At 61.4% G+C, this 25,044-nt stretch carries 27 protein-coding genes; 17 read left to right on the top strand and 10 right to left on the bottom strand.

Features of this window, described 5'->3' with window-relative positions:
- The first annotated feature begins 81 nt into the window (after window positions 1-81).
- From hmgA to tpx, 4 genes are all read left to right on the top strand, one after another.
- A complete protein-coding gene (hmgA, locus tag ISP18_RS13895; RefSeq protein WP_380012943.1) occupies window positions 82-1,380 on the top strand; it encodes a homogentisate 1,2-dioxygenase in 1,299 nt (432 codons plus the stop codon).
- Complete coding sequence (locus ISP18_RS13890; protein WP_380012940.1) at window positions 1,377-1,943, top strand: lectin; 567 nt, start codon at window positions 1,377-1,379, stop codon at window positions 1,941-1,943. The genes hmgA and ISP18_RS13890 overlap by 4 nt, the downstream gene beginning before the upstream one ends.
- 22 nt (window positions 1,944-1,965) lie before the next feature.
- Window positions 1,966-2,949 carry a fumarylacetoacetate hydrolase family protein gene (locus ISP18_RS13885; protein WP_380012937.1) on the top strand — a complete coding sequence of 328 codons (984 nt, stop codon included), beginning with the start codon at window positions 1,966-1,968 and terminating at the stop codon, window positions 2,947-2,949.
- 104 nt (window positions 2,950-3,053) lie between these two features.
- Window positions 3,054-3,554, top strand: coding sequence for a thiol peroxidase (gene tpx / locus ISP18_RS13880; RefSeq protein WP_380012934.1), 501 nt, complete (start codon window positions 3,054-3,056; stop codon window positions 3,552-3,554).
- Between the two features lie 64 nt (window positions 3,555-3,618).
- Here the strand turns inward: tpx and ISP18_RS13875 are convergent, their stop codons facing one another.
- A complete protein-coding gene (locus ISP18_RS13875) occupies window positions 3,619-4,041 on the bottom strand; it encodes a group III truncated hemoglobin (RefSeq protein ID WP_380012931.1) in 423 nt (140 codons plus the stop codon).
- A gap of 197 nt (window positions 4,042-4,238) precedes the next feature.
- Between ISP18_RS13875 and ISP18_RS13870 the strand changes: the two genes are divergently transcribed.
- Window positions 4,239-5,171 carry a 2OG-Fe(II) oxygenase gene (locus tag ISP18_RS13870; protein ID WP_380012928.1) on the top strand — a complete coding sequence of 311 codons (933 nt, stop codon included), beginning with the start codon at window positions 4,239-4,241 and terminating at the stop codon, window positions 5,169-5,171.
- A 65-nt stretch (window positions 5,172-5,236) separates the two neighbouring features.
- Here the strand turns inward: ISP18_RS13870 and gap are convergent, their stop codons facing one another.
- The gene (gene gap / locus ISP18_RS13865; RefSeq protein WP_380012925.1) at window positions 5,237-6,250 is read right to left on the bottom strand and encodes a type I glyceraldehyde-3-phosphate dehydrogenase; all 1,014 of its coding nucleotides are present in this window, start codon (window positions 6,248-6,250) and stop codon (window positions 5,237-5,239) included.
- 159 nt (window positions 6,251-6,409) lie between these two features.
- Here gap and ISP18_RS13860 point away from each other — a divergent pair, with 159 nt between their 5' ends.
- Together ISP18_RS13860 and ISP18_RS13855 are read left to right on the top strand one after the other, a co-directional pair.
- On the top strand, window positions 6,410-6,874 hold the full coding sequence (locus ISP18_RS13860; protein WP_380012922.1) for an OsmC family protein: 465 nt from the start codon (window positions 6,410-6,412) through the stop codon (window positions 6,872-6,874).
- A gap of 51 nt (window positions 6,875-6,925) precedes the next feature.
- Window positions 6,926-7,738 (top strand): S1/P1 nuclease, encoded by an 813-nt coding sequence (locus tag ISP18_RS13855; RefSeq protein WP_380012919.1) that lies wholly within the window; start codon window positions 6,926-6,928, stop codon window positions 7,736-7,738.
- Window positions 7,739-7,845: 107 nt separating this feature from the next.
- Here ISP18_RS13855 and ISP18_RS13850 read toward each other — a convergent pair whose 3' ends face one another.
- Both ISP18_RS13850 and ISP18_RS13845 read right to left on the bottom strand, forming a co-directional pair.
- Window positions 7,846-8,160 (bottom strand): ubiquitin family protein, encoded by a 315-nt coding sequence (locus tag ISP18_RS13850; protein ID WP_380012916.1) that lies wholly within the window; start codon window positions 8,158-8,160, stop codon window positions 7,846-7,848.
- A 27-nt stretch (window positions 8,161-8,187) separates the two neighbouring features.
- On the bottom strand, window positions 8,188-9,294 hold the full coding sequence (locus ISP18_RS13845; RefSeq protein WP_380012913.1) for a hypothetical protein: 1,107 nt from the start codon (window positions 9,292-9,294) through the stop codon (window positions 8,188-8,190).
- 888 nt (window positions 9,295-10,182) lie between these two features.
- Here ISP18_RS13845 and pyk point away from each other — a divergent pair.
- The 3 genes from pyk (at window position 10,183) to ISP18_RS13830 (ending at window position 13,339) form a co-directional block, all read left to right on the top strand.
- Window positions 10,183-11,655 (top strand): pyruvate kinase, encoded by a 1,473-nt coding sequence (pyk, locus tag ISP18_RS13840; RefSeq protein ID WP_380012910.1) that lies wholly within the window; start codon window positions 10,183-10,185, stop codon window positions 11,653-11,655.
- Window positions 11,656-11,754: 99 nt separating this feature from the next.
- Window positions 11,755-12,198, top strand: a complete 444-nt coding sequence (locus ISP18_RS13835) for an energy transducer TonB (RefSeq protein ID WP_380012907.1) — start codon at window positions 11,755-11,757, stop codon at window positions 12,196-12,198.
- A gap of 136 nt (window positions 12,199-12,334) precedes the next feature.
- Entirely contained in the window at window positions 12,335-13,339 is a 1,005-nt protein-coding gene (locus tag ISP18_RS13830; protein ID WP_380012904.1) for a class I fructose-bisphosphate aldolase, read from the top strand.
- Between the two features lie 199 nt (window positions 13,340-13,538).
- Here ISP18_RS13830 and ISP18_RS13825 read toward each other — a convergent pair whose 3' ends face one another.
- Window positions 13,539-14,141: an outer membrane protein gene (locus ISP18_RS13825; protein ID WP_380012901.1), complete on the bottom strand. Its 603-nt coding sequence runs from the start codon at window positions 14,139-14,141 to the stop codon at window positions 13,539-13,541.
- Between the two features lie 505 nt (window positions 14,142-14,646).
- Here ISP18_RS13825 and tkt point away from each other — a divergent pair.
- Window positions 14,647-16,641 (top strand): transketolase, encoded by a 1,995-nt coding sequence (tkt, locus tag ISP18_RS13820; RefSeq protein ID WP_380012898.1) that lies wholly within the window; start codon window positions 14,647-14,649, stop codon window positions 16,639-16,641.
- A 111-nt stretch (window positions 16,642-16,752) separates the two neighbouring features.
- On the opposite strand, the gene ISP18_RS13815 is transcribed toward tkt, so the two are convergent.
- Genes ISP18_RS13815 through ISP18_RS13800 form a run of 4 tightly spaced genes read right to left on the bottom strand, consistent with a single transcriptional unit; the run spans window position 16,753 to window position 18,884 of the window.
- Entirely contained in the window at window positions 16,753-17,166 is a 414-nt protein-coding gene (locus ISP18_RS13815; RefSeq protein ID WP_380012895.1) for a hypothetical protein, read from the bottom strand.
- Entirely contained in the window at window positions 17,163-17,651 is a 489-nt protein-coding gene (locus ISP18_RS13810) for an Mpo1 family 2-hydroxy fatty acid dioxygenase (protein WP_380012892.1), read from the bottom strand. Before ISP18_RS13810 ends, ISP18_RS13815 begins: the two co-directional genes overlap by 4 nt.
- A complete protein-coding gene (locus ISP18_RS13805; RefSeq protein ID WP_380012889.1) occupies window positions 17,651-17,983 on the bottom strand; it encodes a DMT family transporter in 333 nt (110 codons plus the stop codon). Before ISP18_RS13805 ends, ISP18_RS13810 begins: the two co-directional genes overlap by 1 nt.
- A gap of 4 nt (window positions 17,984-17,987) precedes the next feature.
- A complete protein-coding gene (locus ISP18_RS13800; protein ID WP_380012886.1) occupies window positions 17,988-18,884 on the bottom strand; it encodes a phosphoribosylaminoimidazolesuccinocarboxamide synthase in 897 nt (298 codons plus the stop codon).
- Window positions 18,885-18,969: 85 nt separating this feature from the next.
- On the opposite strand from ISP18_RS13800, the gene ISP18_RS13795 reads away from it, so the two are divergent.
- The 3 genes from ISP18_RS13795 to rpe all read left to right on the top strand — a co-directional run bounded on the left by ISP18_RS13795 (window position 18,970) and on the right by rpe (window position 20,904).
- Window positions 18,970-19,293 carry a c-type cytochrome gene (locus ISP18_RS13795; RefSeq protein ID WP_380012883.1) on the top strand — a complete coding sequence of 108 codons (324 nt, stop codon included), beginning with the start codon at window positions 18,970-18,972 and terminating at the stop codon, window positions 19,291-19,293.
- Complete coding sequence (djlA, locus tag ISP18_RS13790) at window positions 19,290-20,099, top strand: co-chaperone DjlA (RefSeq protein ID WP_380012880.1); 810 nt, start codon at window positions 19,290-19,292, stop codon at window positions 20,097-20,099. The genes ISP18_RS13795 and djlA overlap by 4 nt, the downstream gene beginning before the upstream one ends.
- A gap of 136 nt (window positions 20,100-20,235) precedes the next feature.
- Window positions 20,236-20,904, top strand: coding sequence for a ribulose-phosphate 3-epimerase (rpe, locus tag ISP18_RS13785; protein WP_380012877.1), 669 nt, complete (start codon window positions 20,236-20,238; stop codon window positions 20,902-20,904).
- Window positions 20,905-21,471: 567 nt separating this feature from the next.
- Here rpe and ISP18_RS13780 read toward each other — a convergent pair.
- Window positions 21,472-21,618, bottom strand: a complete 147-nt coding sequence (locus ISP18_RS13780) for a hypothetical protein (RefSeq protein WP_404559527.1) — start codon at window positions 21,616-21,618, stop codon at window positions 21,472-21,474.
- On the opposite strand from ISP18_RS13780, the gene pdsR reads away from it, so the two are divergent.
- The 3 genes from pdsR to ISP18_RS13765 are packed head-to-tail and all read left to right on the top strand — an operon-like array spanning window position 21,617 to window position 24,953.
- Window positions 21,617-22,306, top strand: coding sequence for a proteobacterial dedicated sortase system response regulator (pdsR, locus tag ISP18_RS13775; RefSeq protein WP_380012874.1), 690 nt, complete (start codon window positions 21,617-21,619; stop codon window positions 22,304-22,306). The two genes, ISP18_RS13780 and pdsR, sit on opposite strands and share 2 nt — an antisense overlap.
- Window positions 22,306-22,899, top strand: coding sequence for a hypothetical protein (locus ISP18_RS13770; RefSeq protein WP_380012871.1), 594 nt, complete (start codon window positions 22,306-22,308; stop codon window positions 22,897-22,899). Before pdsR ends, ISP18_RS13770 begins: the two co-directional genes overlap by 1 nt.
- Before the next feature lie 47 nt (window positions 22,900-22,946).
- Entirely contained in the window at window positions 22,947-24,953 is a 2,007-nt protein-coding gene (locus tag ISP18_RS13765; RefSeq protein ID WP_380012868.1) for an ATP-binding protein, read from the top strand.
- The last annotated feature ends 91 nt before the right edge of the window (window positions 24,954-25,044 follow it).

Genomic DNA, 25,044 nt, shown 5'->3' with positions numbered 1-25,044 from the left:
CCACGCAAGATTGGCCCCTCACCCCAGCCCTCTCCCCGGAGGGGAGAGGGAGTAAAAAAGCCAGGCAAGAGTGAACCCTAGATGCAATCGAACGGCTACCAATCCGGCTTCGGCAACGAATTCGCCAGCGAGGCCATTCCGGGCGTGCTGCCGGTGGGCCAGAATTCGCCGCAGCGCGTGGCGCATGGCTTGTATGCGGAACAGCTTTCCGGCTCGGCCTTCACCGCACCGCGCCACAGCAATCGCCGCAGCTGGCTGTATCGCATTCGACCGGCTGCCGTACACAAGCCGTTCGAGCCGCGTGCGCATGCCACTTTCCATAACCGTTTCGATGAAGCACCGGCTACGCCGAACCAACTGCGCTGGGATCCCTGGCCGATGCCGTCGCAGCCAACGGATTTCGTCGACGGCCTGGTCACTCTCGCCGGCAACGGTGGCTCGGCCGAGCAGGCTGGCTGCGGTATCCACATCTACGCCGCGAACCGCTCAATGCAGGGCCGCTTCTTCTACGATGCGGATGGCGAACTGCTGATCGTGCCGCAGCTTGGCCGTCTGCACATCGCCACCGAACTCGGTGTGCTGGAAGTGAAGCCGCTGGAAGTCGCCGTGATTCCGCGCGGCGTACGCTTTCGTGTCGAACTTATGGATGCCGAAGCTCGCGGCTACGTTGCGGAGAATTTCGGCGCGTTGCTCCGCTTGCCTGATCTTGGTCCGATCGGGGCTAACTCGATGGCCTTGCCGCGCGATTTCCTCGCGCCGCATGCCGCCTACGAAGACCTGGAAGGCGATTTCGAGCTGATCGCGAAATTCCAGGGTGCGCTTTGGAAAGCAAGCATCGATCACTCGCCGCTGGACGTAGTGGCCTGGCACGGCAACTACGCGCCTTACAAATACGATCTCACGCATTTCAATACGGTCGGTTCGATTAGCGTGGATCATCCTGATCCGTCGATCTTCACCGTGCTGACGTCGCCCAGCGACACGCCTGGCACGGCGAACGTGGACTTCGTGATCTTCCCGCCGCGTTGGCTGGTTGCCGAGCACACGTTCCGTCCGCCGTATTTCCACCGCAACGTCGCCAGCGAATTCATGGGCTTGATCGAAGGTGCGTACGACGCCAAGGCCGGCGGTTTCGTGCCGGGCGGCGCCAGCCTGCACAATTGCATGAGCGGACACGGTCCGGACGCGGCGAGTTTCGAGAAAGCCAGCGTGGCCGACGTCAGCAAGCCCGATCACATCACGGGCACCATGGCCTTCATGTTCGAAACGCGTAAAGTGATCCACCCAACGAAGCAGGCGCTCGAAGCGCCGCAGTTGCAGCACGACTACCACCAGTGCTGGCAAGGCATCGCCAAGCACTTCAAACCGGAGCGCACGTGAGCAAGGCGTGGCCGCTTGCGTTGAGCGCGCTGTTGCTTGCCGCATGCGACAAGGCGCCCGCGCCATCTGCGCCAGGTACCGCGGCGACGACAACCGTTGCGGCACCCGTGCACGACGATGCCGCCATGGCGCGTTACGACGGTTATGGCGATATGCGTTTCGGCATGGACGATAAGGCGTTCCGCCACGCATGGCAGGGTGAGCTGGCAGGAACGCCCACTACAGACGGCAGCTGCTACTACCTCACGCCCAAGTGGATAAAGTCGGCCGCTGATTTCGGCTTCATGTTCGAGCAGGGCCGCTTCGTGCGCTATGACGTCGGGAATGCCAAGGAGACCGCGCCTGGTGGCGGCAAGGCCGGCATGAACGTGGAGCAAATTCGCACGCTTTATGGCGATCACGTCGAACAATCGCCACACAAATACGAAGCCGGCGCGTTCTATCTGCGCGTGGCCGGACATGACTCAGGCGTGCTGGTGTTCGAAACCGACGCCGCTGGCAAAATAACGCGGTGGCGCGTCGGTGTGCCGCCGCAAATCGATTACGTGGAAGGCTGCTCGTAACGCGGCCGACGGAGTGAAAGGCATGAAACTGGGCAGTCTCAAGGAAGGCGGCCGCGATGGCACGCTGATCGTGGTGAGCCGCGATCTCAAACAGGCCGTCAAAGCCACCGGTATTGCTGCAACTCTGCAAGCCGCGCTGGATGATTGGTCGAATACGGCGCCGCGCTTGAACGCCTTGTCGGACGAGCTGAATGCCGGAACGGGCGCGAATGCCTTTGCGCTGGATATGGCCGCGCTTGCTGCGCCGCTGCCGCGCGCTTACGAATTCGTCGACGGCAGCGCTTATCTTCCGCACGTCGAGCGTGTGCGTCGCGCACGTGGTGCGGAAGTACCCGAGTCGTTCTACGTTGACCCGTTGATGTACCAGGCCACCAGCGCGGGCTTCCTCGGGCCGCGTGATCCGGTGGTGGTGCCGAGTGAAGATTACGGCATTGATCTGGAAGCCGAAGTCGTCGTCATCACCGACGACGTGCCGATGGCCGTCACGCCGGAGCAGGCGGTAGGTCATATCCAGCTCGTTGGCCTGGTCAACGACGTCAGCCTGCGCAACCTGATTCCCGGTGAACTCGCTAAGGGCTTCGGCTTCCTGCAATCCAAGCCGCGCTCGGCGCTGTCACCTGTGTTCGTCACACCGGATGAGCTTGGCGACGCCTGGCAGAGCGAAAAGCTGCACTTGCCCATGCGCACCTGGCTCAACAGCAAGTGGTTCGGCGAAGCCGAGTGCGGTGTCGACATGCAGTTCAACTTCGCGCAGCTCGTGGCACATGCGGCCAAGACGCGGCCGCTCAGCGCGGGTGCTATTGTCGGCTCAGGCACTATCGCCAACGAAGACACCAGCAAGGGTGCTTCCTGCCTGGCAGAGCAGCGCACGGTGGAGACCCTGCGCGACGGCAAGCCGAGCACGCCGTTCCTGAAATTCGGGGACACGTTGCGCATCGAAATCACCGACAAGCACGGCGCGTCGATCTTCGGTGCCATTGAGCAAGCGATTGCACCCTTGAAGTGAGGGGCTCCTTCCTGCTGCGTAGAAGGGACAGGAAAAGGATGACGCGCCGAAGCATCGGCGCTATCTTCGCCCGATCCATCCCTCATCGATGCAAGGAGTGACGCATGTCTCACGTGACCCTCAAGGGCAATCCGATCCAGGTCGACGGCCACTTGCCCGCCGTCGGCGAGAAAGCGCCCGCTTTCAGCCTCGTCGCCAAAGACCTTTCCGATGCTGCGCTCGCCAACTACAGCGGCAAGCGCAAGGTGCTGAACATCTTCCCCAGCGTCGACACGCCGACCTGCGCGACCTCCGTGCGCCGCTTCAACGAGAAAGCGAGTCAGCTCGATAACGCTGTGGTGCTGTGCATTTCCGCCGATCTACCGTTCGCCCAGGCTCGCTTCTGCGGTGCGGAAGGTTTGAGTAACGTGGTCACGCTGTCGACCATGCGCGGCCACGATTTCCTCAAGAACTACGGCGTGGCGATTGCTTCCGGCCCGCTGGCTGGCCTGGCTGCGCGTGCAGTGGTGGTGTTGGACGAACAGGACAAGGTGCTGCACACCGAGCTGGTTGGCGAGATCGCCAACGAGCCGAATTACGACGCGGCGCTACAAGCGCTCAAGTAAGCAGATGTGTCAACGCAGGTCGCGCATCATCCACAAGGCGATGACGTACGGCCTGCGTTTTTGATCAAGCGCTACGGATCGTAAGGATATCCAGCGATCGCACAGCTAGTCGTTCCGGCAGTCCCATGCCCAACCGCAGGCTGCGGCCGATGCGATCGGCATGTTCGAGCATTAACTTGGCATCGGCTTCGTCCAGCACTTCACGTGTAGTGGCCTGCCACAGCGCCAGCCAGCGCTCGAAGTGCTCGCCGCGAATGGCGGGTTGCATGCGGTGCACCGCCATCGGGTTGCCATGATAGCTGTTGGCGCGCAACACCACGGAGCACCAGAAGGAAGTCAGTGTGCGCTTGTGTTCGTCCCAGTCGTGGACGGCAGCGTTGAAAACGGAGCCGAGCAGGGGATCGACGCGTACTTTCTCGTAGAAGCAATCGACCAGCAGGGCGATCCGCGAGGCATTGAGTTTGGATGGCTCTTGCATGCTCGTCATGGTACTACCGGCAGATGCCAAACCCGCTGCGGCAAGACGACACTGAAGCCAAATCGTTGCATGTCCATGTCCAAGGGCGTTCACCCGGGTCATGCTCGCTGGAAGATTGAATTGTTAGAATGTGAGTCCCATGGATCAAGGCCATGGTGCAAAGCCCGCCTACGATGGGGCGGCAAGGGAACGAGAGGGATCTACCGATGCAAATGCAAACTGCTGCAGAAACCGCCATCATCAATCCGGCCGTGCTGGCCAAGGTTTCCGAATATTCCAGGGAATTCGCTACTGCAGCGCCGTTTCCGCACGTCGTCATCGACGATTTTCTCGAGCCGACTTTCGCGCAAGCCTTGCTGGATGCCTTTCCTGCGTTCGAGCGTGGTAATTTCATCGGCGACAGTGGTGAACCCGGCGGCAAGTCCACGCTCGCCAAGGTGCGAAGTCTAGGGTCGGCTTATCAGCAATTGGATGATGCGATTCAAAGCCCTGCTTTTCTGGACACGATCGGTCGCATCACGAGCGTCGATGGCTTGATCTACGATCCTTGGTATCTGGGTGGCGGCACGCACGAAAACCGCAACGGCATGGCGCTGGATCCACATGTGGATTTCAATTACCACCCCAGTGAACGCTGGCATCGCCGGCTCAATCTGATCGTCTATCTCAACCCAGCGTGGGAAGATGAGTGGGGCGGCCACCTGGAGCTGTTCCGTGATCCTCACGCTGATGGTCGCCCGTCACGCACGGTAAGCCCGGTGTTCAATCGCTGCGTGATCTTCGAGACGTCGGAGCGTTCGTGGCACGGCTTCGACGCGATCCGCCTCCCCGAGCAGCACGCCGGCATGACGCGTCGCTCGGTCGCGTTGTATTTCTACAGCAAGGATCGTCCGGCGGAGGAAACTGCATCAAGGCACACCACGTTTTACGTCAACCGCCAGCTACCCGAGCGTTTCGCGGAGGGACATGCGCTCACGCGTAGTGACGTGGCAGAAATCAAGCAACTGCTGGAGCAACGCGATGCGCATATCCGCATGCTTTACACAGACAACACCGGATTGCGCGAAGCACAGGACCATGGGCTGACCGGTCACCTGCTTTATCTCGCCAAGAGGGCGTACGTGCGATTCCGGCGCTGAAACTGCAATGCCATAAAAAAACGGCCGCCTCAGGGCGGCCGTTTTGCATGTGTAGGGACGATGGCTTACTTCGCAGCCACCAGCGCCTTGGTCATATCCAACATGCGGTTGGAGAAGCCCCACTCGTTGTCGTACCAGCTCAGCACCTTCACCAGGGTGCCGCCCATCACGCGCGTCTGCGTGGAGTCGTAGATGGAAGAATGGGCGTTGTGGTTGAAGTCGATCGAGACCAGCGGCTTGGTATTCACCGTCAGGATGCCCTTCAGCGCGCCGTTGGCGGCTTCGTTGATGGCAGCGTCGATTTCTTCCTTGGTGGTATTGCGCGCGGCCACGAAGGAAAGGTCCACCACCGACACATTGATGGTCGGCACGCGGATCGCGAAACCGTCCAGCTTGCCGGCGAGTTCCGGCAGCACCAGGCCCACCGCGGCGGCGGCGCCTGTCTTGGTCGGAATTTGTGAATGCGTGGCCGAACGGGCGCGGCGCAGGTCGGAGTGATAGACGTCCGTCAGCACCTGGTCGTTGGTATACGCGTGGATGGTAGTCATCAGGCCGTGCACGATGCCGATCTTCTCGTGCAGCACCTTGGCCAGCGGCGCCAGGCAATTGGTGGTGCAGGAGGCGTTGGAGATCACCTCGTGCGAAGCGGTGAGCTTGTCGTGGTTAACGCCGTAGACGAAGGTGCCATCCACATCTTTGTCGCCGGGGGCGGAGATGATCACTTTCTTCGCACCAGCCGCCAAGTGTGCGCCAGCCTTGGCCTTGGAGGTGAATAGGCCGGTGCACTCGAGCACTACGTCGATACCCAGATCGCCCCAGGGCAGCTTGGCGGGGTCACGCTCGGCGAAGACCTTGATACGGTCGCCATTGACGACCAGCTCGCCGCCGTCCACCGACACTTCGCCCGGGAAGCGGCCGTGGGCCGTGTCGTATTGCGTAAGGTGCGCGTTGGTCTCGGCGTTACCGAGGTCGTTCACCGCGACGATCTGGATTTCGTTCGTGCGCTTGGCTTCGTACAGCGCGCGCAGAGTATTGCGGCCGATACGACCGTAACCATTGATGGCGACCTTGATGGCCATGAGACAGCGTCCTCCAAAGGATGATGGGGCAGCAAAGCGGCCCTAAGAGGGCCGCGAGACCTGCATTCTAGCCCGAACCGCCGGTATCCCTCATCCGGGGCGCCTGGGCCGGGGCGGAATCGTGCATGATGGCCGGCCATTCCAGTGTGAGGAAGCGCCATGGGCGACGAACAATCGATCGAGCTGACCCTCGAACAGACCGGCGAGTATGAGTTCCGGGTGCGCTTTGACGGCACATCGATACCGGACATCACCACAGATGAAACAGCGCCTCTCGGCGGCGACACAGGACCCAATCCTTCGCGCCTGCTGGTGGTCGCGGTGGCGAACTGCCTGTCCGCCAGTCTGCTGTTCGCCTTGCGCAAGTTCAAGAACGCGCCCGACAAGCTGACCACCAAGGCACGTGCGATCATGGAGCGCAACGAGCATGGTCGGTGGCGCGTCACGCGCATCAAGGTGGACGTACAAATGGCCGCTTCTGCTTCCGCATTCGAACATGCCGACCGCGCGCTGGCTCAGTTCGAGGATTTCTGCATTGTCACCGAAAGCGTGCGACAAGGCGTGGCGGTGGATGTCAGCGTGCGCGATGCCACCGGAGCGGTAGTGCACACGAGCAGCATCTGACCGTCATAACGCATGTGGCATCATCCGGAACTTGTTTGGAGGGATTCCAGCATGATCTCAGCACGTCGCCTTGTCGCCGCCTTGTTTGCCGCCCTGGCTATCACACCTGCTGCTTATGCGTGGGGACCGCTCGGGCACAGCGTCGTGGCGGAACTGGCGCAGCGGCATCTGAGTCCGGCGGCAGAGGCAGAAGTGGAACGGCTGCTGGCGCTGGATCACACCAAGTCGTTGGCCGACATCGCGAGCTGGGCGGATGAGATCCGCAATGATCCGAAGCAGCAGGCGCTATGGAAAGAAACACGGCCGCTGCACTACATCGATTTTCGCGACCCGTCGTGCGTCTACGTGCCGCCACGAGACTGCAAGAACGGGCAGTGCGTGGTCGAAGCCATTCCGCGTTACATCGCCATCCTGGGCGATCGCAGCCAGCCGGATGCGGCAAGGCTGCAGGCACTCAAGTTCGTCGTGCACTTCGTTGGCGATATCCATCAACCGTTGCACGCGGGCTATCGTGACGATGTCGGCGGCAACACCTATCAGGTGCAATTCCAGGGACAGGGCATGAACCTGCACCGCGTGTGGGACTCGGGCCTGCTCGGCACTCGCGGATTGGATTGGAAAGCCTATGCGAAACGGCTTGATGCAGAGGGCATCGCGCCGCTGCCGCCGGCGATCGCGCCGCAGAACAAGCCGGTGGTGCAGTGGGCGGAGGAATCCTGTCAGATCACACGCGACATCTATCCCGCCGCCCACAAGATCGATCAGCCGTACATCGACGCTGAACTGCCGGTGGCAGACAGTCGTCTGCGCGAAGCGGGTAGGCGGTTGGCTGAGGTGTTGAACCTGGCGCTGCAGAATGGTTAATGCTCAAAAATAATTGAGCAGCATTGAAGAAGGCTCCGCATTGACGGAGCCTTCTCAATACGTCGCTGGGATTGCTGGCCAAGCTGGTTATTAACCACCATTCGGCCTTAGAGCCTTAGAACAAGATGTATCGTCGACTCTTTCTGGATGTTGTAGTCTGAAAGTGTGCGGCCATCTTCCAATTGCTTTCCTGCAAAGATGAGTCGTTGCTGGTCAGGTGGAATACCTTCCTTGTCTTGAATTTTCGCTTTCACATTCTCGACGCTGTCGGAAGGTTCGACCTCAAGCGTGATCGTTTTTCCGGTTAGCGTTTTGACAAAAATCTGCATCGCCATAACCGAGGGTGCAAACAGCAACCCTGTGACGATCACCAATGAAAGGAATGCGCTCATCGACCGTGAGTGACGTTTCTTGACGTTCATGAAAGTTCTCCCGAGATAGGCAAGTAATTATTGGGCCACCGCAAGACCGCCGGGATCGCTGCCAAGCGGACCTTGGCCGGTATTGCCAAAATCGCTGAGAACTGCGCGCTGCCCGGTCGATGGGTTGACGGTGAACACAATGCCGTCACCTTCCGCACCCGCGTCGTTGTCTGACACGCCGATCACTCCCAGGCGTGGCAACCACGTGAGCGTATTCGGCGCCACGCCCACTGGCCCTTCCGCCGAATTGCTGAAATCGCTAATCAGCGTGCGATCACCCGTGGAGGGATTCACTTGCACCACGGCACCGCCGCCGCCCGTACTCAATTCCTGCACCAGCACAAAAATCCGTCCGGCAGGATCAACCATCACGCTGACCGGCGTGGATTCCGTATTGGCATCCACCCAACCTTGCGCGCTGTTGCCGAAGTCGCTAAGCAGCGAACGCGTACCCGTTGCGGGGTCGATCGAAAACAGCGCGCCCAGTGAACTAGTGCCCGCACTGCCGTCAGCGACCAATACGGTGCTACCCAACCCCAAAAGACCGGGAAAATAGGCCATGCTGTCCGGATATTGGCCTGGTGCGCCTGTGCTGTCGCCGAAGTCAATAACGGTAGTACGGTTGCCTGAGGCATCGACCGAAAAGATTGCACCCTGTCCGTTCGTGCCAGCAAACGGATCCACCACCAGCACGCCTGACCAATTCAAAAGCCCAGGCGATATCGCCAAGACATCGAGTGGATATTCGCCCAACGGTCCCTGTGCACTGTTACCGAAGTCGCTGAGCAAGGTTCGATCGCCGTTCGTTGGATCGACCTTATACAGCGCACCTTGCTCATTGGTACCCGCGCTTCCATCTGTCACCAGTGCAGACGCTGGAATAAGGCCGAGCAATTGCGCCGGCATCCATGCCACTGCATTGGGATCGACGCCTGTAGAACCTTGGCTGCTATTACCGAAATCGCTAAATAACGTTCGTGCTCCAGAACTCTGATCGACAATAGACAACGCCCCCAACTGCGACGTGCCCGCTGTCTGATCGACGCTGAGCAGATCGCCCGTGACAATCGAACTTGCCAAGGCCGCGCCGGCGAAGCCCATCGCCAGCGCGATGGTAAAAAGCTTGCGTTTCATATCGGTCACCTTTGCTGTGGGTAGTGGATGATGCGTGCTTGATGCGCGCACGCATGCTGCCCGGAGACGCCGCAGCGTCTGCAGGTGTCGCCCAAAGAAATGAATTACCGAAACTCGAAAACCTGTCGCAAGACAAACACGCCAGTGGAGTCACGTGTGCAAGGCGAAGAGATCTATCGAATCAAAACACCGACATGCCTGCCCCGCCGCGTAGATACGCTTTGCGCCGTTAATGCCTAGTGAAGCTTAGCAATGTTGCGTTTCTGGAATTTATGTCTAAAAACAAACGATTGCTGTGTACTTTTCGTGCGCCTGTGCAATGCACTTACATCGTCGCAACGGAAGTAAAACATGGAAACGTGACTGCACGCACATTGCCTACAAAATCGGGGACAGGTTGGCCTTTCACCGTTTTCGGCTAGACCTACACCGACACCGCTGAGCGCTTACTTTCTAGCTGTAGATGGAAAACGCCAAGGCGAAGATCGCTACCTTTGCACACGACTAAAATTTTTCGTTGTCCGAACCAGCCCAGCGAATCTCGCCAAGACTCCGAATAGGATCACTCTCGTTTTGATAACTCAGTTTTGAGATGAGTCCGACTTAGCGGGGGGACTCATTAAGGGTTGACCTATAGGGTGGTCGTTGTGAGCCTGAAATCTTGACCAAGAGATGAGGCTCATGATGAAAGAGCAGCCTGAGCCACACAAGGTGGGACTGTAAGGATTACGTGGTGCGGGGGCATTGACGTCTATCCGTCCAATCGTCGGTCACGGCTTTGCGGCGGTGCCGCACGCAATATTGCATACGATTGCACGCAAAAAGATATTGCAGAGTCGGCATGCAGTTCTGCTAGTCTCGTCCGACAAATTTGAAACCTCCCGTGCAATGACTACTGAAACCCATTCCCGCCGTACCAAGATCGTCGCCACCCTGGGCCCGGCTACCGACGCGCCCGGCATGCTCGAAAAAATCATTGCCGAAGGCGTCGACGTCGTACGGCTCAATCTCTCGCACGGGCAGCCCGATGATCATCGGGCCCGTGCGACGGCGGTGCGCAAAGTGGCCGAGAAGCTCGGTCGCGAGGTGGGCGTCTTGGCCGACCTGCAGGGGCCGAAGATTCGCGTAGAGCGTTTCGCCAACGGCCCCATCGAATTGCGTGATGGTGAGCCTTTCGTGCTCGACTGCCGTTCGGATGCGCCTCCCGGTGACAACACGCGTGTGGGTGTGAGCTATCTGGGGCTGCCCAAGGACGTGAAGGCCGGAGACATCCTCCTGCTGGACGATGGCCTGGTGGCGCTCACTGTGCTCGAAGTCGTCGGCACCGAAGTGCGTTGCCAGGTGCTGATCGGTGGCCGTCTTTCCGATCGCAAGGGTTTGAATCGCCAGGGCGGCGGTTTGTCCGTCGATGCGCTGTCAGACAAGGACAAGGCGGATATCAAGCTCGCCGCCGAGATTGGCGCGGATTTTCTTGCGGTCTCGTTCGTGCGTACGGGCGCGGACATGGATCTGGCGCGTCGCCTGCTGAAGGAAGCCGGCGGCAACGCGTCGCTGGTGGCGAAGATTGAGCGCGCGGATGCGATTCCCGTGCTCGGCGAAATTATCGACGCTTCCGACGTGGTGATGGTGGCGCGTGGCGACTTGGGCGTGGAAATCGGCGACGCCGAGTTGCCCGGCCTGCAGAAGAAGATCATTCGCGAGGCGGTGCAACGTAATCGCGCCGTCATCACCGCGACACAGATGTTGCAATCGATGGTGCGTTCGCCGATTCCCACGCGCGCCGAAGTGCTCGACGTAGCCAATGCAGTGATCGACGGCACCGATGCGGTGATGCTGTCCGAAGAGTCTGCGGCCGGTGCGCATCCTGACAAGGCGGTGGCTGCGCTGCGCCGCATCTGTCTCGGTGCGGAGCGTCAGTTCGAACCGAAGGAAGATCTCACCCGCAACGCGCATCACCTGGATCGCACCGACCAGGCGATCGCGTTGGCAGCGATGCTGCTGGCCGGCGAGATCGGTGTGCGTGCGATCGTGGCGCTGACCGAATCGGGCGCCACGGCGCAGTGGCTGTCGCGCTATCGCAGCGCGGTGCCGATCTATGCGCTGTCGCCGTTCGAGGATGCGCGCCGCCGCATGCTAGTGCTGCGCGACGTGCAGCCGGTGAAGTTCACGCATGACACCTTGAACCCGGCCGTGTCCGCGCGCGAGGCGGTGCGTCAGCTGTTCGCGGCCGGCAAGCTCTCCGAGGGCGACCGCGTGGTGCTTACCCATGGTGATCACATCGGCAAGGGCGGCGGCACCAATACGCTCAAGCTGCTGTCGGTGGGAGCGGATGGCATGGTGGAAAGTCTGCGCGATCTGTAATGGCGTAGCCGACCTGTTGCGCTAGAGCGTCGCGGGTTGGCTAGACTGAAGGGGAGCACCCTCACCACATCCCCACAGCTCTACATCGGAGGTTCCGCCATGCGCACGACGACTCGTTTCGCCCAATCCCTGCTCGTAGCAGCGGTCGTGGCAGCCGCCATGCCGGCCGTGGCGCAGCAGGCGCACAGGGTGGCGCCGGAACAGCTCTCCAACAATTGGATGCTGTTGAACCGCGATGTCTCGGTGGATGTGCCCAACAGCGGCGTGAACATCTATAAGCCCGGATGTGTGGCGGTTACCTACGAGATCGGCAGCGACGGCGTGCCGATGAATGTGCAGGTGGCCAAAATGTCGCCACCCAGCGATCTCGGCAAGGCGGCCGTGAGCGCGGTGTCCAATTTCCGTTATGGCCCGTCGCTCACCAATAAAAACCACACGCCGGTGGCTACTTACTACGTCATTCCCTTCAATGCTCCCGACGATCCCGCCCAGCGCGCGCAGGTGATGGCCCCCTGCAAGCTACCGGGCTACGGCGAGACCTGACCGTCCTCGAGGACAGGTCCTGAACGCCCCTCCGACCGGATGGGGCTATAATCGCGCGCTTTCCACCTTGTCCGCCCGCACGGGTGGCCTCCCTATCTTGCGGCCTTATGCCGCCAAAGTTTTACGGAGTCGTCCAATGAGTATTGAAGATCTCGAGAGCGTCGCCCTGGCCATGGTTGCGCCCGGCAAGGGCATCATCGCCATCGATGAGTCGACCAACACCATCAAGAAGCGCTTCGAGGCGGTCGGCATCGAGAACACCGAGGAAAACCGCCGCGCCTATCGCGAGCTGCTGCTCACCGCGCCGAGTCTCTCCGAGCACATCTCCGGCGCGATCCTGTACGACGAAACCATCCGTCAGTCCACCAAGGACGGCGTGCCGTTCACCCAGCTCATGAAGAAGAACGGCATCATCCCCGGTATCAAGGTCGACAAGGGCACCGTGGCGCTGGCCGGTTTCCCGGGCGATGTGGTTACCGAGGGCCTCGACGGCCTGCGCGAGCGCCTCGCTGAGTACGTGAAGCTGGGCGCGCAGTTCGCCAAGTGGCGCGCGGTGATCAACATCAGCGAAGACAATCCCAGCTCCACCGCCATTGAAGCCAACGTGCACGCATTGGCCCGCTACGCAGCGCTCTGCCAGGAAGCCGGTCTGGTGCCGATGGTGGAGCCGGAAGTGATCATGGACGGTGATCACAGCATCGAAGTGAGCTATGAAGTGCACGAAGCCGTGCTGCGCAGCTTGTTCAACGCCCTGTATGAGCAGAACGTGCTGCTGGAAGGCACCATCCTGAAAGTCAGCATGGTGATTCCGGGCAAGGATGCGGACGAGCAGGCCAATGTCGAAGAAGTGGCCGAAGCCACCGTGCGCGTGCTCAAGACCACCGTGCCGGCCACGCTACCGGGCATTGTGTTCCTCTCCGGCGGTCAGACCGACGAGCAATCCACCGCGCATCTCAATGCGATGAACCGCATGGGCCCGCATCCGTGGCCGCTGTCCTTCTCGTACGGTCGCGCTATGCAACAGGCCGCGCTGAAGTTGTGGTCGAAGGACATGAAGGCCAACTACGGCGAAGCACAGAAAGTGGTGCATGCACGCGCCAAGGACAATGGCTTGGCTGCGCTGGGGCAGTGGAAGGGCTGATCGTTCGCAGTAAACGCAAACAAAAAAAGAGCGCCGCAAGGCGCTCTTTTGTTTTTGTGTTTTTGTGCCCATCGCCTCTTGGAAGAGGGCAGGGTAAGGGGGCAGATTTGCGAGGTTGCTACTTTGGCAGTCTCGCTTCTATGAGATGAGAGGCCCGCCTTGGCCCCTCATCTCAGTCATCTCGGGGGAAGTCGCTCGCTCAGAAGCGATATTCGCCCGCGACCGTGACGGCGTTGGTCTGCAACTGCACGCCACGCTCGCCACCGCGGCTGGTGCCGTCGTAGTAGTTGTAGTTCACGCCCACGCTCCAGTTCTGGGTGATGTTGTAGCCCACACCCACGCCAGCGTAGTAGCGGGTGCGTTCGAAGCGCTCGTAGCTCGGGTTGCCAGTATTGGTTAGGCCTTGACCCTGCGCATAGAAAGCGCCGGTGCGCACTTCGCCGTACCAGTTGGGCGTGAAGTTGTAGCGCAGGTTCACGCCGAGCGTCGGGCCATACAGCTTGGAGCGGAGCGAGGAATCACCCGAAGCACCGCGCGCATCGATGCGGCCCAGGTACTCATACCCGGCTTCCACGCCGAACGAGGTTTCCGGATTGATCGCGAAACGGTAGCCGCCCTTGATGCCGCCGATGGCGTTGCCGTTGGAATTGTACGGACCCTTGTTGATCTCACCGTAACCGGCTTCAGCGCCTACGTACCAGCCCTGCTGGGCCGTCTGGGTGGGAGCGCTCTGCGCGAAAGCGGCGGGCACTGCAGCAAAACCCACGGCAGCCAGAGCAACAGCAAACAGCGTCTTTTTCATGGAGTACTCCTTGTTATGCATTGATCGGGGCGATCGGCACAGAGGGGGAAGCCGACCAGCCCGTACGCATGCTTGAGCGTGCGTAGCGCATAGATAAGGACGCGTCCGGATGATTCAATACCGGCAAGTTCAGTATTAAGAGTTTATTAAGGCTGCGCGGAAGGAGGGATGAGCGGACACGATGTCCCGCTCATCCGCACGCTCAGAATCGATATTCGAGGCCGGCGGCGGCAACCGCCGCCGCAATGAAAGTCTTGCGCATAAAAAACTCCCCTTTTGTCTTTCTGTTTCCAGACCTGGATCGTCAAGGGAGACGAGATCAGGAGAACGACTGCACCAATGCAGTGGCGGTATTAGAGGGAACGCCGCCAAAAATCTCCCTAGGCCGAGGACGAAATTAAGGCGGTTTTTATGTCGTGAAATCAGAGGGATGTCGGTGTCGGACGACAGGCAGCGAATGATCGGCGACAATCATTCTTTTGCGCCTGCCCCGGAGATACCCCTGATGACGTCTCGCCGCGAACTCGCCAACGCCGTCCGCGCCCTTGCCATGGATGCCGTTGAGGCAGCCAAGTCCGGCCACCCCGGCATGCCGATGGGCATGGCCGACATCGCCGAAGTGCTGTGGAACGACTTCCTGAAGTTCAACCCGACCAACCCGAAATGGCCCAATCGCGATCGCTTTGCGCTCTCCAACGGCCACGGTTCCATGCTGCAGTACGCGCTGCTGCACCTGACCGGTTTCGATCTGCCGATGGCCGAACTCAAGCGCTTCCGCCAACTGCATTCCAAGACGGCCGGCCACCCGGAAGCGAGCGAAACCCCAGGCGTGGAAACCACCACCGGTCCGCTGGGCCAGGGCTTCGCCAACTCGGTAGGCTTTGCGCTGGCGGAGAAGCTGCTCGCCGAGCATTTCAATCGTCCCGGCCACACTGTCGTCGATCACCACACCTTCGTGTTCATGGGCGATGGCTGCATGATGGAAGGCGTTTCGCACGAAGCCGCTTCGCTCGCCGGTACGTGGAAGCTGGGCAAGCTGGTGGCGATCTATGACGACAACAACATCTCCATCGATGGCGAAGTGGAAGGCTGGTTCACCGACGATACGCCCAAGCGTTTCGAAGCCTACGGCTGGAACGTCATCCGCGCTGTGGACGGCCACAATGCCGAAGCCGTGAAGCAAGCTATTGCCGCCGCCACCGCGCAGAGCGAAAAGCCCACGCTGATCTGCTGCAAGACCATCATTGGCTTCGGCGCTCCGCACAAGCAGGGCAAGGAAGAATCGCACGGCGCAGCGCTGGGCAAGGACGAAGTTGCCGCCGCGCGCGACGAACTCGACTGGCGCTACGCACCATTCGAAATCCCGCAGGAGATCTACGCCGCGTGGGACAAAAAGAAAATCGGCGCAGAGCGCGAGCAGCAATGGAACGAAGTCTTCGCCAAATACGAAGCCGCGTATCCGGAACTCGCCACCGAATTCCGTCGCCGCATGGCCGGCGAGCTGCCTGCCGACTGGGCCAAGCAGTCGCAGGCATACGTCGAGAAAGTCCACACGGACGGCCCGGATGTCGCTTCGCGCAAGGCCTCGCAGATGGCACTGGATGCATTCGGCCCGCTGCTGCCGGAAATGATCGGCGGCTCGGCGGATCTTGCCGGCTCCAACCTCACCATGTGGAAGGGTAGCAAGAGCGTTACCGGCCCCGATGGCAACTACGTGCATTACGGCGTGCGCGAGTTCGGCATGAGCGCGATTGCCAACGGCCTGGCGCTGCATGGTGGTTTCATTCCCTACGACGGCACCTTCCTGGTGTTCTCCGATTACGCGCGCAATGCCGTACGCATGAGTGCGCTGATTCCCGCGCACGCCATTCGCGTTTACACGCACGACTCGATTGGCCTGGGCGAAGACGGTCCCACGCATCAGCCGGTGGAGCATCTCGCCTCGCTGCGCTTGATTCCGAACAATCGCGTGTGGCGTCCGTGCGATGCAGTGGAATCGGCCGTGGTGTGGAAGGAAGCAATCGAGCACAAGCATGGTCCCTCCTGCCTGGTCTTCTCGCGCCAGACGCTCAAGCATCAGCAGCGCACGACGCAGCAGCTCGCCGACATCAAACGCGGCGGCTACGTGTTGCTCGATCCGGCCGATACGAAGTTCAAGGCTATTTTGATCGCTACCGGCTCCGAAGTGGAACTGGCCATGGAAGCGGCCCGCACGCTGGCGCAGCAGAACGTGCCGGTGCGCGTGGTATCCATGCCGTGCACCGAAGTGTTCGATGCGCAGCCGCTCGAATACCGCGAAGGTGTGCTACCCGGCTGGTGCCGCGCGCGCGTGGCGGTGGAAGCGGCCAGTGCCGATTTCTGGAGCAAGTATGTGGGCCTGGACGGTGCTGTAGTCGGCATGACCACGTTCGGCGCCTCTGCACCGGCGCCGGCTTTGTTTGAGCACTTTGGCTTCACTGTGGCGCATGTGGTGGATGCAGTGAAGAAGGTTGTTGGCTGAAATGCCGCTTACGCCCTCTCCCCTTCGGGGAGAGGGATGGGGTGAGAGGCAATCTTGCGGGAGGCCTTCACCCCAACCTACGCATTGCTCCGGAATAACGGTGAGGCAAGATCAAGCGCTTGTAAGCGTGGTGGCAACACCAAACACAATCGCCATCACCACCGCAACCGCCACGCACGCACTCCCAATGCGAATTCGTCGCGCATCAACGCGCGGAATCAGGCGCCACAAAGCAATCACGCCGAACAACATCGATATCACTAGCACTACGCGAAACGCACCGCTGGCGATCAACGGCCCAAACGGCGGACGTGTTACACCCACGTGTGCAGCCGCCATCGCACCTGCCAGCAACGTAAACAAACTCCAGATCAGACAGGCAAAATACGTACGGTTGAACACCACTGGTGCGCCTTCGCTCCAGCGCAACACGATCCACGTGATCGCACTCGGTACAACCGCGCCGATGCTGCCGAACAGCACCCACCAGATCAGACTGCTGATGAGCGCGAGAAAACCCGTCATGGTTTTTCCTTCAAGCCGATTCGGTTCAGCAGTTTATCCATCAGCCACGCCGGACCGACCAGCAGATAGGCAAGATCGGTAAAGAAACTAGGCCGCCTTCCTTCAAACACATGGCCGATGAACTGGCCGATCCACGCCGCCGCGAACACGGCTGCGGCCAGCCAGCGCATCGACGCCGGCCCAAGCCGTTCGAAAACTCCTGCACAGATCAGCGCAAGAATCGCCAATGCAACAAGTAAGGCGGCGCCCAAGCGATGCGAGTGTTTCCAATACCAGGCGAATGCCAACACGATTGCGAATACCGCCCATGCGCCGGGACGCAACAACGATGCTGGCACCGGAATCGTCCACAGCAGCGCGAGCACGCTCCACACGATCAGCGGAACGCAAATCCAATGCAGCAGGCGATTGGTGGGATGCTGGTGATCCTGGCTGTAGCTTTCGAGCCAGTCGCGCATGCTGCGTTGGCCGTGCTCGAACGCCATCAGTGTGTGGAGCTCTTGGAGAAGATATTGAGCACCAGCACGCCCGCCACGATCAGGCCTATTCCCAAGATGGCGGCGGGATCGAGCTTCTGCTTGTACAGCACCGCGCCGATCAGCGCGATCAGTGCCGTGCCGGCGCCCGACCAAATCGCGTACGCGATGCCGAGCGGCACGCTGCGCAGCGCAAGACTCAGGCAATAGAACGCCGTGCCATAGCCGGCGATCACCACGATGCTGGGCACCAGTTGGCTGAAGCCGCTGGATGCCTTCAACGCGCTAGTGGCGATGACCTCGGCAAGAATCGCAAGGCTCAGGTAACCCCAAGCATTCATGCGTTCACTCCAGCGTAATGCCGGCGAGGCGCTGCAGCGCTTCGGCGTATTTGGCCGAGGTGCCGGCGATCACTTGCGCGGGAACGTGTGGGCCTGGTGCTTTCTTGTTCCAGTCCAGCGTTTCCAGATAGTCGCGCACGAACTGCTTGTCGTAGCTGGGTGGGCTGATGCCAACCTGATACTGATCGGCAGGCCAGAAACGCGAGGAATCGGGCGTCAGCATTTCGTCCATCACGTACAGCTTGCCGTCTTCGTCGGTGCCGAATTCGAACTTGGTGTCGGCGATGATGACGCCACGCTCAGCCGCAAAGGCCGCGGCCCATTTGTAGATGGCCAGCGTCGCTTCGCGTACTTGCTCGGCCAGATCTTTGCCGACGGCTGCGATCACCGCGTCGAAGCTCACGTTTTCGTCGTGGTCCCCCACAGCGGCCTTGGTCGACGGCGTAAAGATCGGTTCGGGCAACTGCTCGGCCTGGCGCAGCCCGGTGGGAAGCTTGATGCCACACAGCGAACCGGTGCCCTGGTAATCCTTCCAGCCCGAACCGATCAGATAGCCGCGTGCGATGGCTTCCACCGGCACCGGCTTCAGCCGCTTGGTGACCACGGCGCGCTTGCGGTACAGCGCCGGATCCGTGCCCTGCGGCAGTACGTCCTTCAGCGGCGTGTGCAGCAGATGGTTGGGCACGATGTGCGCGGTCTTGCCAAACCAGAAGTTGGAGATCTGCGTGAGCATCTCGCCCTTGCCGGGGATCGGATCGGGCAGCACTACGTCGAAGGCGGATAGGCGATCGGTCGCCACGATCAACAGGCGATTGCCCGACAGCGCGTAGACGTCGCGCACCTTGCCGCGATGGATCAACTCCAGGCCGGGCAGGTTCGATTGCAGCAGAGTGGTGGGCACGGCGCGCTCCGATGGGTGTGACAAGCCCGCTATTGTACCGATCACCACTGCTAGAATTGGCAGCTTTAATGCCTGTGTGCTCCTGATGCGATTTGTCCTGATCGCGGCACTCGGTTTGACCTGTGCCCTGCCAGCGCTCGCCGCCGATCTGCCGCCGAAGCCGGTGCGGTTAGGTCTGTGTGCGGCTTGTCATGGTGAAACCGGTATGGCGCAGATTCCTGGCGCGCCCAACCTGGCTGCCCAGCGGCTGGATTACCTGCGCAAGGCGCTCAAGGATTACCGTGACGGCACGCGCGACGTACCGCTGATGCGCGCCGCCATCGGTCCGCTCAGCGACGCGGAGCTGGATCAACTGGCGCGCTGGTACAGCGCGCAGACACTGCAACCACAGGCCGCCGCGCATCCATGAGCTACACCTACACCTTCTGGTTCGCCATGGCGGGCCTGCTGCTTGGTCATGGCTTCATCGGCATGGGCGTGGGCGCGATCGTCGGCTTCGTACTCGACAACCTGCGCTACAGCCAACGCCGCAGCGCCACGCCGGAAGCCGGTGGCTACATCGCGCCGCTGTTTGCCTTGCTCGGTGCGATCGCCAAATCCGATGGACGCGTATCCGAGGCGGAAATTGCCACGGCTGAGCGCGTCATGGCGCGTATGGGATTGGCTGGGAACGCACGCCAGCAGGCGATTCAGGCTTTCAACCAGGGCAAACAGCCAGAGTTTGACGTTACCGGCCCCATCAACGCGTTGCGCCAGTGGGCGGGCCTGCGCCGCGATCACGCTTTTCCGTTGCTCGATGTAGTGATCGAGACGGTGCTGGCCGAAGGCAGCCCATCGCCGGAAAAAATGGCGATTCTGCGCCAGCTCGCCTTCGCCCTGCGCATCAGCGACATGGAACTGATGGCGCTTATGGCGATGAAAGGTTACGTGTGGCAGGGCGCCGCCGGCGCGCGCGGGCGCGGCTATGGCACGGGCGGTGGCGGTTACGTGCCGCCGCAGCGGAACATGCAAGGGCCGGATCCCTACGCCGTGCTCGGCATTACGCGCGACGCCGACGAGCGCGCCGTCAAGCGTGCGTATCGCAAGTTGATTTCTGAGCATCACCCCGATCGCCTAGGCGATCTGCCCGAGGAGATGCGCAAGCGGGCCGAGGCGCGCGCCAGCGAGATCAATGCGGCGTACGAGCGGGTCAAGGTGGAGCGGGGATTTAAATAAGCAGGGAACGGGGAACATGGGTATCCCGGTAGAATGGCAGCTTCGTGCAACATTCAAGAAGCCCGAGCTTTAAGCTTTTCCCCGTTCCCCGTTCCCCGTTCCCCGTTCCCCGTTCCCCGTTCCCCACATTCGAGCCATGAGCAAACAATCCCCCGTCATCGCCCCCTCTATTCTTTCCGCCGACTTCGCGCGACTGGGCGAAGACATCGCCAAGGCGCTGGCCGCAGGCGGCGATTGGGTGCATTTCGACGTGATGGACAACCATTACGTACCCAACCTCACCATGGGCCCGATGGTGCTCAAGGCGCTGCGCGATTACGGCATCACCAAGCCGATCGACGTGCACCTGATGGTGAAGCCGGTGGACCGCATCGTGCCGGATTTCGCCAAAGCGGGAGCCAGCCTGATCAGCTTTCATCCCGAAGCCACCGAGCACGTGGATCGCACCATTGGGCTGATCAAAGACGCAGGTTGCCAGGCAGGTTTGGTGTTCAATCCCGCTACGCCGCTGAACTGGCTGGATCACGTGCTCGACAAGCTGGACCTGGTGCTGATCATGTCGGTGAATCCTGGATTCGGCGGTCAGAAATTCATCCCACAGGCGCTGGAAAAGCTGCGCCGCGTGCGTCGCCTGATCGATGAAAGCGGTCGCCCGATCCGTCTTGAAATCGACGGTGGCGTCACCGCGGACAACATCGGAGAGATCGCGGCGGCCGGCGCCGACACCTTCGTGGCCGGCTCAGCCATCTTCGGCGCGGCCGACTATCAGACCGTGATCGGGAAAATGCGCGCCGCCATCGGTTGAGCCAGGCCTGCGCACATAAGAAACCCGGCACAGGGGGAAGTCTGTACCGGGTTAGAGGGGCGTCGGAAAGACGCTAGAGGAGACACCATTGGCAGTTGCATCCTGCAGGTTGCTGAAGGACGGGAGGCTCGGCCGTCAATCAACTTTCCTGCAGTTCCACGGCAATGGACTATGCGCCTGCCATCTAATCGGACCGGGCTCCTCCCGAATGGTTCCCGCCAAGTCGCAAAAATTTTCTGGCGCAAAAAAATCCCCTCCGGGGGAGGGAGGGGAAGAACGCCAGAGGACCATGAAGACCGGGAAAATGGCTAAGTGATGCGGTTCGGCGGTTGCCTGCGAGATCCGTCTCGCCCGGTGGCGCGACCGGTATACGTCCCTGCACACCGGTCGCGCCCATGCCTTCCACGGCAGCTACACAAATCAATACAAGCTCATCAACAGCGCCAGCAGCAGGGAACCCAAGGCCAGCACCACGCGTAGCGGTTCGAAACTGCGAAGTTCGGCATTGGGGTCGACGGAAGGGTCAGCGCGCATGGATAAGGCTCATGATGATCTGCGTTGGGGATATCAAACACCCGGCTGCGGCAGCGCCGCCGGCAGCCCAAGGGCGATCGGGCGATGGAATGTGGCATAACGCGGGCAAGCCTCACGCCCGGCTTGCGCAAGCGCCGCCCGCATAGCACGCTGCGCGCCAATCTCACGAGGAATCCACATGGGACGCAACATCGCCATCGTCGAAGACGAGCCCCTCATTCGCGCCAACTATGTCGAGGCGCTCAACCGCTTCGGCTATGACACGCGTGGCTACGGTTCGCGGCGGGATGCCTCCAACGCGTTCGCCGTACGCCTGCCAGAACTGGTCATCATCGACATTGGCCTCGGCGACGAGCCGGAAGGCGGCTTCGACCTGTGCCGCGAGTTGCGTGCGAAGTCGGCCACGCTGCCGATCATCTTTCTTACCGCGCGCGATTCGGATTTCGACGTGATCTCCGGTCTGCGCCTGGGCGCAGACGATTACCTCAGCAAGGACACCAGCCTGCATCAGCTGGCTGCGCGCATTGCGGCGCTGTTCCGCCGCATCGAATCGCTGAAGGCGCCGGCTTCCAGTGAAACCGTGATCGGGCACGGTTCGCTCAAGCTTGAATCCGAGCGCATGCGCGTGAGCTGGAACGACGTGGAAGTGCCACTCACCGTGACTGAGTTCTGGATGGTGCACACCTTGGTGCGTTTCCCCGGCCACGTGAAGAACCGAGACCAGCTGATGCGCGAAGCGGAGCTGGTGGTGGATGACGCCACCATCACCTCGCACATCAAGCGCATCCGCAAGAAGTTCATCGCGGTAGCGCCGGAGTTCGACGCGATCGAAACGGTGCACGGTGTCGGTTATCGGTGGCGTCCGTGATGCGTCTGGTGCTTGTTTTGCTGCTGTTGGCGTTGGCGCCACTGGCGTACGCCAAGGATGCGGATACGCAAGCTGTCATGGTCTATGGCAAGGCGGACAACAAAGCGCCGGGCTGGTCCATCACGACCAGCATGCCGTCAGGTTGGCACAACGATTGCTGCACCTACGCCGCCGCCATCGGAGTGAATCTGGTGCTCTACCAGGGCGAGTGGACTGGCAAGCCTGAGCGCGTCATGGTGCTCAACGTATGGCCGTCCAAATTTCCCACGCTCGAAGCGGAAATGCAGGACGATCGCCAGCATTACCTGCAATCCGATTCCCATGGCAAGGTCGACGAATTCGCTGTGATCAACCCGCACACGATCGCCTGCCAGGGCGTGCTCTATCACGGTTCCGACCATGTCGACGACGCCGTGGTGTTTTGCGATCCCGGCAAGCAGAGCGGTATTCGCTACAGCTGGTCGATGACCCTGAGCGCGACCGATCCCGATCGGCAGGCGTTGATCGAAGCGTTCAAGCAAGTGGTGCAGCATTCCAGCTACATGACGTATGTTCAGGGCTCCACGCCGACGCACACGACCGCAAAGCAGTAAGGTCGTCGTCGAACATGTCGTCGGACATCAAGCAAGATCGCTGAAGCATGAGCCTGCGCCAAAAACTTCTGCTCGTCGCCCTTTGCACCCTCGCGCTGCCCATAGCAGGGTGGCTGTATGTGCGGCAGATGGAAACGCTGCTGCGTCAGGGCCAGGAACAGGCGCTCACCGCCACGGCGACCGCGGTGGCGCGCAGTCTGGCGGTGACGGACGTGCCGTTGCCGCAGCCAGGCAAGGGTTGGTACGTGCAGCAGGCAGTGAATCCCATCGTCATCGACGGTTACGGCGACGACTGGGCGCCGATGACGCCGTGGAGCCAGCCGCTCGGCAAGCAGGGCAAGCTGCTGCTGGCCGAAGACGACAATGGTTTCTACCTCTATATCGACGTGCGCGTCGCGCGCCGCACCCGCGCCGATGCCGGTGACGGGAATGCGCTTTCGGCCGATCACCTGATTCTCGACCTGATGCAGGGCGATCAGCATCGACGTTACCTGATCGCCAGCGCGGCGCCGGGCGCATTCACCGCGCTCACGCTCGACCCGCCGGCGGGCGATCTGCCGGATCGCGTCGTGGGGCAGTGGCAGGAAGACGGCAGCGGCTATCACGCCGAGTTGCGCCTGCCGCGCGGCCTGGGCTTGAGTGCGCTGGGCGTGGGTGTCTATACGGCAGCCGACGGCGGCGATCCGCTTGCAGTGGATGCGCGCCCACTCTGGCGCTACTCCCAGGATCTCTCGCAGGAACTCGCGCAACTGGCGCCGGACGGTACGCATGCGCGCCTGCTGGCGCCCGTCGGTTGGCTGCTTGCGCAGAGCGGCCGCCTGAAGGCGTACGGCCCGCAGCCAAGCTGGTGGTCATCAGTGATCTATCGCTCGCTGCTTGCCAATCCGCTCGAAGAAGCCGAAGCGTGGACCACCGATGTGCCGAAGCTGGATCTGCCCGAAGTGGCAACAGCGCGCAACGGTCAGGCGACGGCAGTGTGGCGACAGGGCGAGGAGCGCGACAGCGTAGTGCTGGCCACGGCCGTGCCGGTGGAGCGCGGCCAGACGGTGGTCGGCGTGCTGCTGCTGGAACAGGCGAGCCGCGCCGTGCCGCTGCTGGCCAATCGCGCGTTCCTGAGCCTGTTGCTGACCAGCTTCGGCGTGATGCTGGTGGCGGGCGCGATCCTGCTGCTCTTCGCGACGCGTCTCAGCCTACGGCTCGGCCGGCTGCGCGATGCGGTGGAACGCGCGCAAGTGAACGATGGACGTCTGGACGGCCAAATGATTCAGAGCCATTTCCCAATGGCCGAATCGGAAGACGAGATCGGCGACCTGGCCCGCAGCTTCCAGAAACTGTTCGAAGCCGTCGGCGGCTACACCGACTACCTGCGCACCTTGGCGTCGAAACTCTCGCACGAGCTCAATACGCCGCTGGCAATCGTAAAATCCTCGCTCGACAACCTCGAACACGCCAAGCTTTCCGACGAGGCGCAGCCCTATCTGGCGCGCGCGCGCGATGGCGTGGCGCGCCTGGGCACGCTGGTGCGCGCGATGAGCGAGGCGAGCCGGATGGAACGCGCCATCGCCGCCGCCGAGCCGGAAGACGTCGACCTGGTAGACGTCGTGCGCGGCTGCGCCGAAGCCTATCGACCGCTGGCCGGCACGCGCCAGTTGGATTGTGTGCTGCCCGAGCAGTCGGTACATCTGCACGGTGCGCCGGAACTGATCGCCCAGGCGCTGGACAAGCTGTTCGACAACGCGCTGTCCTTCACGCCCGCCGATGGCTGGTTGCGGCTCAGCCTGCGGCCGGTCGACGGCGGGGCGGAAATCGAGCTGGCGAACCAGGGGCCACCGCTGCCCGCAGCTATGCAGGGGCGCCTGTTCGACTCACTAGTCAGCCTGCGCGACAAGACCACGCCTGGCGACGTGCCGCATCTGGGCTTAGGGCTTTACGTCGTGCGTCTGGTGGCCGAACGCCATGGCGGCGTGGCCTCCGCGCGCAACCTCGACGATGGCAGCGGTGTGGCTTTCAGCCTGCGGTTGCATGGCATGCCGAGGCAACGACTGGCGGGGTGAGGGGTCAACTTCGCCTCAACCCTGCATCTTCGCGTAGGTTGGGGTGAGCGGAACGCGAACCCCAACATCACCATTCCTGTATAGCTTCCGT

The sequence above is a fragment of the Dyella humi genome (assembly GCF_044904605.1).
GTDB lineage: Bacteria > Pseudomonadota > Gammaproteobacteria > Xanthomonadales > Rhodanobacteraceae > Dyella_B > Dyella_B humi.
The sequence above is the reverse complement of the archived record's forward strand: the minus strand, read 5'-3'. Positions and strand labels throughout refer to the sequence as shown.

What these genes read in the sequence shown, in the direction of transcription:
- rpe (WP_380012877.1), top strand. Translation starts at nt 20,236, where the DNA reads ATGAGCAAACAATCCCCCGTCATCGCCCCCTCTATTCTTTCCGCCGAC.
- gap (WP_380012925.1), bottom strand. Translation starts at nt 6,250, where the DNA reads ATGGCCATCAAGGTCGCCATCAATGGTTACGGTCGTATCGGCCGCAAT.
- tkt (WP_380012898.1), top strand. Translation starts at nt 14,647, where the DNA reads ATGACGTCTCGCCGCGAACTCGCCAACGCCGTCCGCGCCCTTGCCATG.
- ISP18_RS13815 (WP_380012895.1), bottom strand. Translation starts at nt 17,166, where the DNA reads ATGACGGGTTTTCTCGCGCTCATCAGCAGTCTGATCTGGTGGGTGCTG.
- ISP18_RS13850 (WP_380012916.1), bottom strand. Translation starts at nt 8,160, where the DNA reads ATGAACGTCAAGAAACGTCACTCACGGTCGATGAGCGCATTCCTTTCA.
- pdsR (WP_380012874.1), top strand. Translation starts at nt 21,617, where the DNA reads ATGGGACGCAACATCGCCATCGTCGAAGACGAGCCCCTCATTCGCGCC.
- ISP18_RS13885 (WP_380012937.1), top strand. Translation starts at nt 1,966, where the DNA reads ATGAAACTGGGCAGTCTCAAGGAAGGCGGCCGCGATGGCACGCTGATC.
- ISP18_RS13855 (WP_380012919.1), top strand. Translation starts at nt 6,926, where the DNA reads ATGATCTCAGCACGTCGCCTTGTCGCCGCCTTGTTTGCCGCCCTGGCT.
- hmgA (WP_380012943.1), top strand. Translation starts at nt 82, where the DNA reads ATGCAATCGAACGGCTACCAATCCGGCTTCGGCAACGAATTCGCCAGC.
- djlA (WP_380012880.1), top strand. Translation starts at nt 19,290, where the DNA reads ATGAGCTACACCTACACCTTCTGGTTCGCCATGGCGGGCCTGCTGCTT.
- ISP18_RS13860 (WP_380012922.1), top strand. Translation starts at nt 6,410, where the DNA reads ATGGGCGACGAACAATCGATCGAGCTGACCCTCGAACAGACCGGCGAG.
- ISP18_RS13770 (WP_380012871.1), top strand. Translation starts at nt 22,306, where the DNA reads ATGCGTCTGGTGCTTGTTTTGCTGCTGTTGGCGTTGGCGCCACTGGCG.
- ISP18_RS13870 (WP_380012928.1), top strand. Translation starts at nt 4,239, where the DNA reads ATGCAAATGCAAACTGCTGCAGAAACCGCCATCATCAATCCGGCCGTG.
- ISP18_RS13765 (WP_380012868.1), top strand. Translation starts at nt 22,947, where the DNA reads ATGAGCCTGCGCCAAAAACTTCTGCTCGTCGCCCTTTGCACCCTCGCG.
- ISP18_RS13795 (WP_380012883.1), top strand. Translation starts at nt 18,970, where the DNA reads ATGCGATTTGTCCTGATCGCGGCACTCGGTTTGACCTGTGCCCTGCCA.
- ISP18_RS13780 (WP_404559527.1), bottom strand. Translation starts at nt 21,618, where the DNA reads ATGTGGATTCCTCGTGAGATTGGCGCGCAGCGTGCTATGCGGGCGGCG.
- pyk (WP_380012910.1), top strand. Translation starts at nt 10,183, where the DNA reads ATGACTACTGAAACCCATTCCCGCCGTACCAAGATCGTCGCCACCCTG.
- ISP18_RS13805 (WP_380012889.1), bottom strand. Translation starts at nt 17,983, where the DNA reads ATGAATGCTTGGGGTTACCTGAGCCTTGCGATTCTTGCCGAGGTCATC.
- ISP18_RS13825 (WP_380012901.1), bottom strand. Translation starts at nt 14,141, where the DNA reads ATGAAAAAGACGCTGTTTGCTGTTGCTCTGGCTGCCGTGGGTTTTGCT.
- ISP18_RS13810 (WP_380012892.1), bottom strand. Translation starts at nt 17,651, where the DNA reads ATGGCGTTCGAGCACGGCCAACGCAGCATGCGCGACTGGCTCGAAAGC.
- ISP18_RS13875 (WP_380012931.1), bottom strand. Translation starts at nt 4,041, where the DNA reads ATGACGAGCATGCAAGAGCCATCCAAACTCAATGCCTCGCGGATCGCC.
- ISP18_RS13830 (WP_380012904.1), top strand. Translation starts at nt 12,335, where the DNA reads ATGAGTATTGAAGATCTCGAGAGCGTCGCCCTGGCCATGGTTGCGCCC.
- tpx (WP_380012934.1), top strand. Translation starts at nt 3,054, where the DNA reads ATGTCTCACGTGACCCTCAAGGGCAATCCGATCCAGGTCGACGGCCAC.
- ISP18_RS13835 (WP_380012907.1), top strand. Translation starts at nt 11,755, where the DNA reads ATGCGCACGACGACTCGTTTCGCCCAATCCCTGCTCGTAGCAGCGGTC.
- ISP18_RS13845 (WP_380012913.1), bottom strand. Translation starts at nt 9,294, where the DNA reads ATGAAACGCAAGCTTTTTACCATCGCGCTGGCGATGGGCTTCGCCGGC.